At 34.3% G+C, this 9,637-nt stretch carries 7 protein-coding genes and 1 pseudogene; 5 read left to right on the top strand and 3 right to left on the bottom strand.

Annotated elements, in window-relative coordinates:
• Positions 1-565: 565 nt before the first annotated feature.
• Complete coding sequence (locus VFS71_RS14495; RefSeq protein WP_326402110.1) at positions 566-1,606, bottom strand: substrate-binding domain-containing protein; 1,041 nt, start codon at positions 1,604-1,606, stop codon at positions 566-568.
• A 485-nt stretch (positions 1,607-2,091) separates the two neighbouring features.
• On the opposite strand from VFS71_RS14495, the gene VFS71_RS14490 reads away from it, so the two are divergent.
• The 5 genes from VFS71_RS14490 (at position 2,092) to nagB (ending at position 8,461) form a co-directional block, all read left to right on the top strand.
• The gene (locus VFS71_RS14490; protein WP_326402109.1) at positions 2,092-3,168 is read left to right on the top strand and encodes a mevalonate kinase family protein; all 1,077 of its coding nucleotides are present in this window, start codon (positions 2,092-2,094) and stop codon (positions 3,166-3,168) included.
• Between the two features lie 20 nt (positions 3,169-3,188).
• Positions 3,189-4,061, top strand: a complete 873-nt coding sequence (locus VFS71_RS14485; protein WP_326402108.1) for a sugar phosphate nucleotidyltransferase — start codon at positions 3,189-3,191, stop codon at positions 4,059-4,061.
• Positions 4,062-4,090: 29 nt separating this feature from the next.
• Entirely contained in the window at positions 4,091-5,020 is a 930-nt protein-coding gene (locus tag VFS71_RS14480) for an NAD-dependent epimerase/dehydratase family protein (RefSeq protein ID WP_326402106.1), read from the top strand.
• An 85-nt stretch (positions 5,021-5,105) separates the two neighbouring features.
• Positions 5,106-6,488 carry a sugar MFS transporter gene (locus VFS71_RS14475; protein ID WP_326402105.1) on the top strand — a complete coding sequence of 461 codons (1,383 nt, stop codon included), beginning with the start codon at positions 5,106-5,108 and terminating at the stop codon, positions 6,486-6,488.
• 44 nt (positions 6,489-6,532) lie between these two features.
• Positions 6,533-8,461, top strand: coding sequence for a glucosamine-6-phosphate deaminase (gene nagB / locus VFS71_RS14470; RefSeq protein WP_326402103.1), 1,929 nt, complete (start codon positions 6,533-6,535; stop codon positions 8,459-8,461).
• A 56-nt stretch (positions 8,462-8,517) separates the two neighbouring features.
• Here nagB and VFS71_RS14465 read toward each other — a convergent pair whose 3' ends face one another.
• Together VFS71_RS14465 and VFS71_RS14460 are read right to left on the bottom strand one after the other, a co-directional pair.
• Positions 8,518-9,033: a phosphoheptose isomerase gene (locus VFS71_RS14465; RefSeq protein ID WP_326402102.1), complete on the bottom strand. Its 516-nt coding sequence runs from the start codon at positions 9,031-9,033 to the stop codon at positions 8,518-8,520.
• A gap of 58 nt (positions 9,034-9,091) precedes the next feature.
• Positions 9,092-9,637 (bottom strand): annotated as a pseudogene (locus tag VFS71_RS14460) (glucohydrolase); the annotation flags it as partial.

Genomic DNA, 9,637 nt, shown 5'->3' with positions numbered 1-9,637 from the left:
ATCCTAGTTGTCCGCTAGCTCCGACTATTAATATTTTTGTCATTTTATAAATTAAATTAATTTGTTAGCAGTTTATCAAATTGCAAAAATTGGGCTAAAAAGAGTCTAATTAATTTGTTACTAAAAAATTGCTATTTCTATTTTTATGATATGCAAAAAACTCATGATTAAAAGTCCAATTCACCCAAGAATCATTAAGAATAAAAGCAATCTTAAACAACATAAACAACTCATTTAAAACAAGTTATTTTGATTAAAATAAATTTAAAAGGATATTATTTTTAAAAATTAAGAGATACTCTTTTTAATTACGTGACGAAATTATAGATTAGATTTTGATAAAACAAGCAAAAAGCAACAAAATGTGCTCGAACACATTAAAATTATGTTCTCGAGCACACAAAACCATAAAACAAATTGAATTGTCCTCTAGTTAAATTACCTAATAGCAATAAAAATGAATACAGGATTTTTTGAAACCAAATAGTTAACATAAAAAAGCTATACAAAAGTCGACGAACTTTCTGTATAGCGATATTGGGTTATTTCAATCTAAAAGAAAAAACTATTCGATATAAAATGAAGCGTTTTCAGAATTAACAATATCAATCGGTAAAAGGATTGTGTTTGGGATCTCTTTGTCAAAAAGGAAAAATTCTATTATAGAAGTAACACCAAGATAAGTTTGCCTTTTTTGATTTTGATGTATTAAAAAATCAATTACTCCTTGATTCAAATAATTCACATTATTCTCAATCAAATCATATCCAATGATTGCAATTTTTTTATGTTTTGTTTCACTAATAACTTTAGCCAGTTGATAGGCTTTTGAAGTAGAAATAAAGATTCCTGACAAATCTGGATTTTCATTAAGAAAGTTAGTGAAATTGATTTCAACATTCGGATTTTTTAATTTTAGGGTTGTGATATTATAATCCTGTTTTCCTTTTTCACTAAAATAATTTCGGAAGCCTCTCTCCTTCTCCTGCATGTGAATTGCATTCTTTATAGATTCGTCAATATGAATGACGGCAATTTGTCCTTTTTTCAAAAGTAAATCCAATAATTTAGCAGCTACTCTTCCACTATGGAATAAGTCCTGACCAACAAAACTCTTTATTGAATCTGATTGAACTTGGTTGTTAAAGGTGTTTACAATAATATTCAGCTCCTCATATTTCTTGATAACCTCCAACGTTTCTTTATGGAATAAAGGTGGTAACAAAACGGCATCTGGCGATTTTTCCAAAACTGTTTCATTAATTTTTAAAAAAGATTTTTTGCCTTCCGGATTAAAGAAAAAAGTTTCAATTGCAAAATTGTATGCTCTAAATTCTTGCACAGCATCTTCTATCCCTTTTATACAAGGCAGCCAATATGGATCGATTTTAGGATCAGGAAGCAATATGCAAATACGATAAACTTTATTGTTCTTTAAATTCCTAGCAATAAGATTTGGTTCGTAGTTTATAACGTTTAAAACTTCGTTGATTTTTTTTAGAGCGTCATCAGAAACCTTTCCTCTTTTATGTAGAACTCTATCTACAGTTCCTTTCGAAACTCCAGCTAATTGAGCAATATCTTTTATTGTATATTTCTTATCCATATTCGCAAATATATAAGTTTTTCGTTAAGTTTTTAACCCCAATGTATTACTAACAATTATTTTTTCTAATATATAGAAACAAATGTGTTTGATTTAAATCGAATTATCATACAGTAATTTCGTTAGTTTTACAATAATTATTCTTTTTTACTTTTAAACAAAGAGCCCAAAGGAATACTTTATAAATAGCAACTTAAAATTTAAACACAATAGAATTCTAATCTATTTATAAAAATAACATCAGTAAATCCACCACATAATTTTGCTAATTTAAGGATACTTTACAAATAATGTGCTCGAAAACACAAATATTGTGTGCTCGAAAACATAAATTTAGTGTGTTCGAGCACATTTTTTTGTTTTTTACTTGTTTTATTAAAACTTAATATATAATTTCGTTGCGTTGAAAAGGATTTAAAGAATAGCTACCTACATTCATTTTAAATTTAAAACATTAATAAACAACAACTTAACACATTTTATAAGTGAAGAAAATTATATCCTTAGCCCCGGGTCGAACTTGTCTCTTTGGAGACCATCAAGATTATCTTGGATTACCAGTTATAGCATGCGCAATTGACAGAGACATAAAATTAACCGCAGTACAAAATACCTCCAACGTATTTAAATTAAATATGATTGATATTAATGAAATAAGAATTATTAATATTAATGAAACTTTTCCAGAATTAAAACCACGTGATTATTTTGCGTCATCATTAAGGGTACTAAGAAGACATGGCTGCATTCCAAATGTTGGATATGATATTACTATAACTGGAGATATTCCTATTAATTCCGGCACATCAAGTTCATCTGCTTTATTAATAGCATGGATTAACTTTTTGATAACAGCATTTGGTGTGAACGAGGAAGTAACACCTGAATTTATTGCCCAAATGGGTTATGTTTCTGAAGTATTGGAACATGGAGAACCTGGAGGAATGATGGATCATTACAGTATCAGTATGGGTAATATTGTGCATATTAACACAAAAGAACCGTTTCACTGTTCTATTATTGGCACTGATTTAAAAGGCCTAATTATAGGTGTTTCTGGTGTGCCAAAAGAAACCATTGGCCTAATTGGTGAATTAAAAAACAATGCATTATTGGCGATAGATATTGTAAAACAGAATTATAACGATTTTGATTTAAATAGTGCCGAAAATGAAGATTTAAAGAAATATTGTAACTTTTTACCAGATCGTTTGATTCCTTATTTCGAAGCAGCAATAAAAAATCATCAATACACTAAACTTGCTTTGAAAGAATTTCAGAAGCCGACTCTTGATTTAAAAAAGATTGGTGAATTAATGAATGGACATCATGCCGTCTTGAGAGATTTACTAAAAATTACAGTGCCAAAAATTGATGCTATGATAAATGCCGCATTAAACTCAGGTGCCTACGGAGCAAAAATTGTTGGTTCAGGCGGCGGCGGCTGTATAGTAGCAATTGCTGATCCTCAAAATCAAGAGCGAGTTGTCCAATCCATTTTGGAGGCAGGTGCAAAAGAGGCCTATGCTGTGGGCGTAGATCCTGGAGCGAGAATATTATAATAGAATTAAATATAAAAACCATGCATAACAATTTAATTATTTTGGCAGGAGGAGCATCTTCAAGAATGAAAAAACAATCTTCATTGGAAAATTTAAATGAAGAAGAAATCCAACAAGCCAATGAGAGAAGTAAAGGACTTATTGGAGTAGGTCCAAATGGAAGACCTTTATTAGATTACCTTTTGCTAAATGCTAAAAAAGCCGGATACAAAAACATATATATTATCATTGGTGAACAAGGAGAATTATTCAAAGAATTTTACGGAAGTAAAAATGAAAACAATGATTTTCATGGATTAAATATTTCATTTGCCGTTCAGTATGTTCCCGAAAACAGAATAAAACCATTTGGTACAGCAGATGCTTTATTTCAGGCAGTAGAACAGTATTCGGAACTAAACACTCAATTATATTCAGTGTGTAATAGTGATAATTTATATTCGACCAAAGCTCTTTTGGCACTTAGAGAAACGAACAGCCCGAATGCTTTCATAAGTTATGATCGGGACGCAATGGAATTTCCTTCAGAACGAATTTCACGCTTTGCTATTGCAAAACTAGGAGTTGATAATCAACTCTTGGATATTCTCGAAAAACCTTCGGCTGATAGTATTGAGGATTATAAGGATTCAGAAGGCAAATTAAGAGTAAGCATGAATGCTTTCAAATTCGACGGAGCACTTTTATATCCCTATCTCAAAAACTGTCCAGTTCATCCAGAAAGAGACGAAAAAGAACTTCCAACAGCTCTTTTAAACGCCATAAAAGATCATCCAAATATGACTGTTGGTATTCCTTTTTCAGAACACGTTCCAGACTTAACTGCAAAAGAAGATATACTTGAGGTAAAAGAATATTTGAAAAAGCATTACCCTGAAATAAACTGGTACTAAAACTAGGCAAAAACTAAAAAAAGGAAACCATGAATAAATATGTAATTACAGGAGGAGCTGGTTTTATAGGAAGTCATATTGCCGAATATTTATCCGGAAAAGGACACGAAGTAATCATATTGGATAGTTTAAGAACAGGATTTGAAAAAAATCTTAATGGCTTGAATGTTAATTTCATTAAAGGAGATATTCGGGATAAAGATCTTGTGGAAGAAATAGCTCAAGGAGCCAGCGGAATATTTCACTTAGCGGCTTTGGTAAGTGTACCTGAATCACTGTTGAACATCAAGGAGTGTATTGATATAAATACATTGGGAACAATAAATATTTTGGAGGCTGCAAAGAAGAACGACAGCTGTAAAGTGGTGCTGTCGTCTTCTGCGGCAAATTATGGCGACAATCCCATATTGCCCAAAATTGAAACAATGACACCTGAACCAATGACACCTTATGCTGTTACAAAACTGGATGGCGAGTTTTATTTGAAAATGTATCAAGATCAATGGAATGTCCCGACTGCTTCATTACGATATTTTAACGTTTTTGGACCTCGCCAAAATCCGCAATCAGCTTATGCAGCAGCAGTGCCTATTTTTATAAATAAAGCACTTCAAAATCAGCCTATAACAATTTATGGAGATGGTTCACAAACAAGAGATTTCATTTATGTGAAGGATGTTATTAAAGCAAATATTTTAGCTTCAAAAATGGGTGGAGAAACCTATAATGTAGCTTTGGGATATAGCACCTCTATTTTGGAACTAGCAAAAAAAATAATCGAAATTACCAACTCAAAATCTCAGATTCAATTTTTAGAAGAAAGACCCGGGGATATAAAACATTCGATTGCAAATCCAACCAAATTTAATCAATTAGGATTTAAACCTGACTATACGATTGATAGGGCATTACAGGAAACTATTAGTTTCTATGAGAATGAATTACTGCAAATAAAATAGTTCCTTCACTAAGGAAGTTCTTTTTATTACATCAAACTACCAAAAAAAATCCTTGATTTAAATTATAAATAGTAACAAGAATATTATGAACGAAATGAATATTTCCCTTGCAAATAAACAAAATAGCACATTAATACCAATGGCTATTTTAACCTTTATGTTTTTTATTTTTGGATTTGTGACTTGGTTAAACGGTCCTTTAATTCCGTTTTTTAAATTAGCATGTGAATTAACCGAATCACAAGCATATTTCGTCACTTTTGCCTTTTATATTGCCTATTTTGTTATGGCAATTCCCTCTTCTTGGTTGATTGAAAAAGTAGGTTATAAAAATGGCTTGTCAATAGGACTGATAATTATTGCATTTGGAGCGTTTATGTTTTATCCAGCTGCAGAAACAAGAACTTTTGGTTTATTCTTGGGAGCATTATTCATTATGGGAACAGGTTTGGCTGTTTTACAAACTGCCGCTAACCCTTATGTTGTAGTAATTGGTCCTCGCGAAAGTGCAGCTGCGCGTATAAGTATTTTAGGTACGGCCAATAAGTTGGCCGGATTTATAGCACCACTTGCATTAACGACTTTGGTATTGTCTAATATGGCAGATTATACAGCCGATAAAATTGCTGCTCTAGACGCTACGGCTAAATCAGCAGCATTAGACTCTCTTGCACTACAACTACAAACCCCTTATATTTATATGGGATTGATCATACTTATTTTAGCAATATTGGTTAAATTTTCACCACTCCCAGAGATAAGCCTGGACGAAGATGGAAATGTAGCACACCTAAGCATTTTTCAACAAATTAGAGATGTATTAAAACGTCCGCAATTAGTTTTGGGTGTAATAACTTTGATGTTATATATAGCTGCAGAAGTTTTAGCAGGGGATTCAATAGGCGGTTTCGGGAAAAAATTAGGAGTATACGGAGAAAATGGTGATTTTTATCTAAAGCTGACTTCCTTTACCATGACTGCTATGGTTATAGGATATATTCTAGGAATGAGTTTAATTCCAAAATATGTTACTCAGGTCACCGCTTTAAAAATTTCAGGTTTATTGGGGGTTATTTTGGTACTGTCAATTGTGTCCGTTTCACCTAACACAATGATTGCATTACCAGGAATTCCTGCATTACCGCTCGTAATTATTTTAGTGGCACTAATGGGACTTTCAAATGCATTATGTTGGCCAGCAATTTGGCCTATGGCACTTCAAGACTTAGGAGGCTATACCAAAATTGGTGGTGCTATGCTAATTATGGCAATTATAGGTGGCGCCATTTTTCCATTAATGTATGGTGCATTGGCCGATTCGATTGATATAAGTAACCAAACCAAAATCCTTAAGGAAACTGTAAAAAGCGGAAACCAACTCGCCTATTTAATATTATTACCGTCTTACTTTATGATTCTGTTTTTTGCAATAAAAGGGCATAAATACAGAAGCTGGTCCAGAGCCTAAAATAATAGCACAGTAAAAGAAACAGTAACATAATAAATCAAAAAATGTTAAAGAGCAATATAGACAAATCAACAGGATTTGAAAAAAGATTTGAGAACATTAACACCTTCGTTTTCGACAACTCAACTTCGGCATCCGTGGCTGTTGCAAAAGAAATAGCGAATCTAATCCAATTAAAGCAAGAGAACAATGAATCTTGCGTATTAGGGCTGGCGACGGGATCTTCCCCAAAAGGCCTATACGCCGAATTAGTACGTATGCACAAAGAAGAAGGATTGAGTTTTAAAAATGTAATTTCATTCAATTTGGATGAATATTACCCGATGGAACCCGATTCCATAAACAGCTATGTGCGATTTATGAAAGAGTTGTTGTTTAACCAGGTTGACATCTTACCGGAAAACATCCATATTCCCGACGGAACATTATCAAAAGAAGAAATCGCGGATTATTGCGCCGGTTATGAAGCCAAAATAGAGGCTTTGGGAGGCATTGATTTGCAGATTTTGGGAATTGGCGGTAACGGTCACATTGGGTTCAACGAATCGGGCTCTTTGCAGAATTCCAAAACAAGATTGGTGGCATTGGACCATATCACCAGAGTGGCGGCTAGCGGCGATTTTTCGGGATTAAGCAATACCCCAAGAACGGCAATCACGCTGGGTGTAAAAAAAATAATGGAGGCCAAACAAGTTATTTTAATGGCGTGGGGCGAAGGAAAATCAAACATCATCAAAGCTTCAGTTGAAGGTACAGTGACCAATCAAATACCGGCTTCCTTTTTGCAGGAACATAAAAATGCCGTTTTTGTTTTGGATAAAGAAGCTTCCTCAAAATTGACAAGAATCAGTGCTCCTTGGTTAGTGGAGAAAATCGTATGGACCGACAAATTGATTCGAAAAGCAGTATTGTCTTTGGCTCTACACCTAAAGAAACCAATTTTAATGCTTACCGATGCCGATTATATCGAAAACGGAATGAGCGATTTATTAGCCGATTCAGGGCCTGCCTACGATATCAATATCAAAATATTCAATAAATTACAGAATACAATTACCGGATGGCCTGGAGGAAAACCCTATGCGGATGACTCGAACAGACCCGAAAGAGCGGAACCTACAAGAAAAAGAGTATTGATTTTCAGTCCGCATCCCGATGATGACATTATCAGTATGGGGGGAACTTTCATGAGACTACAACAACAAGGACATGAAGTGCATGTGGCGTACCAAACTTCGGGAAATATTGCTGTGGCCGATGATGAGGCACTTCGTTTTGCTAATTTTGTTCTTGATTACAATGAGAAATTCGGCATAAAAAGTGTTGAAGCAGATGCCATTTACAAAAAGGCCGAAACATTCCTTAAAAACAAAAAATCCAGCGAAATAGACATTCCGGAAGTTCGATACTTAAAGGGATTAATTAGAAAAGGGGAAGCCCGTTCAACGAGCCATTTCGTAGGTTTGCCAGACGAACAGATTCATTTTATGGAGCTTCCTTTCTATGAAACAGGAGCTATCGAGAAAAAACCTTTAGGAGAAGTGGATATTCAATTAACTATGGATCTTATCGAAAAGATAAAACCGCATCAAATATATGCGGCCGGCGATTTGGCGGATCCGCACGGTACACATAAAGTGTGTTTGGATGCCATTTTTGAAGCCGCCAGACGACTCAAACCAAAAGATTTTATGAAAGATTGCTGGGTTTGGTTATATAGAGGCGCTTGGCAGGAATGGGGAATCGATGAGATTGAAATGGCCGTACCAATGAGCCCAGATCAGGTATTGTCCAAAAGACACGGAATATTCAAACACCAATCCCAAAAAGACGGTGTGGTGTTCCAAGGGTCGGATGCTAGGGAATTCTGGCAAAGAGCCGAAGACAGAAATAAAGAAACAGCGATGTTTTATAAAGAACTCGGGCTTGCCACTTATGCGGCTATGGAGGCCTTCGTTAGATGGGAATATTAGTTTTTTTTCTATTCAAATAATAAAAGGGGGCAAACTGCCCCCTTTTATTACATTATTTATCTACCAAAATCATCCTGCAAACGAACAATATCTTCTTCATCTGAAGGGTTTTCTGGATCTGTATGCTCCCAAATCTCGGCTACCACTCCCCAAGATTCTAATCCAATTAAGCGATGACGTTCCCCTTTGTCCATTTGTATAAAAGTGCCTGGTGCAAGCTCTTGAATTTCTCCTTCTTCGTCTGTCATACTAGTCTTCACCCCTACTACACCCGACAATATTTCCCAGATTTCCGCTCTTCGAAAATGATATTGCCATGACAAACGTTTATGAGGAGCCACAACCAAAATCTTTGGACTTAACTTATTGGTGATTTTAATCGTTTCCATCTCCAAATGTGGAAAAAATTTGGCAGCAAAAGCACCAGCCTGACTTTCATCAATAACAAAAAAACCTCCCCATGGTCTGGTCTGGTCTTCTTGAACGACTGTGAAATTTTCTTTTTTTAATGCTGCTGCAATTTGCTCAAAAACAGCACTTTTACCTAAATTATTTGAGATATTTAAATTCATTTTTTTTAGTTTTATTTTTAAAGTAAAATGTTCTATTCGAAATTAAGGTTTGTCAATTCTAATTTCTGTAAATTATAAAATCGTTTGTTTTTAATTTGGCAGTGCCCATTAAAATTTCACCTCCTTTTGGAAGATTTATTTTCTTTTCCGAACCAAAATTAATCACGACTGTAATTTGATCTCCTTCAAAAGATCGCGTAAACAAAATTTGATCGTCTTTATGTTCAAGTCTATCGTATTCACCATATTGCAAGACTTTTTCATTATTCCTCAAGGCAATCAACTTTTTGTAGCGATTAAGAATTGATGTTTCTTTCTTCAATAATTCCTCGACATTGTTTTTTTGATAATCAGAATTAATTTTAATCCATGTTTTCTCGTCCGAAAATCCAGCAAAAGGTTTTCCATTCCATTGCATCGGACTACGGGATTTATCACGATTGTTTTCATTTCCTTCAAGAAGCGCTTCAATGGGATTTTTCCCTTTGGCAAGAGCCAATTCATAATGCGTTTTTCCTTGAATATCAACCATCTCATCCAGATTCTTCGCGATGATATTATGCATTCCAATCTCTTCACCATAGTACACAAAAGGAACTCCTTT

The sequence above is a fragment of the Flavobacterium sp. genome, from assembly GCF_035760125.1.
Lineage (GTDB): Bacteria > Bacteroidota > Bacteroidia > Flavobacteriales > Flavobacteriaceae > Flavobacterium.
This window is presented reverse-complemented; position numbering and strand designations above follow the sequence as displayed.

Excerpts from the sequence above, each read along its gene's own strand:
- VFS71_RS14495 (WP_326402110.1), bottom strand. The coding sequence starts at position 1,606 with ATGGATAAGAAATATACAATAAAAGATATTGCTCAATTAGCTGGAGTT.
- VFS71_RS14485 (WP_326402108.1), top strand. The coding sequence starts at position 3,189 with ATGCATAACAATTTAATTATTTTGGCAGGAGGAGCATCTTCAAGAATG.
- VFS71_RS14480 (WP_326402106.1), top strand. The coding sequence starts at position 4,091 with ATGAATAAATATGTAATTACAGGAGGAGCTGGTTTTATAGGAAGTCAT.
- VFS71_RS14475 (WP_326402105.1), top strand. The coding sequence starts at position 5,106 with ATGAACGAAATGAATATTTCCCTTGCAAATAAACAAAATAGCACATTA.
- nagB (WP_326402103.1), top strand. The coding sequence starts at position 6,533 with ATGTTAAAGAGCAATATAGACAAATCAACAGGATTTGAAAAAAGATTT.
- VFS71_RS14465 (WP_326402102.1), bottom strand. The coding sequence starts at position 9,033 with ATGAATTTAAATATCTCAAATAATTTAGGTAAAAGTGCTGTTTTTGAG.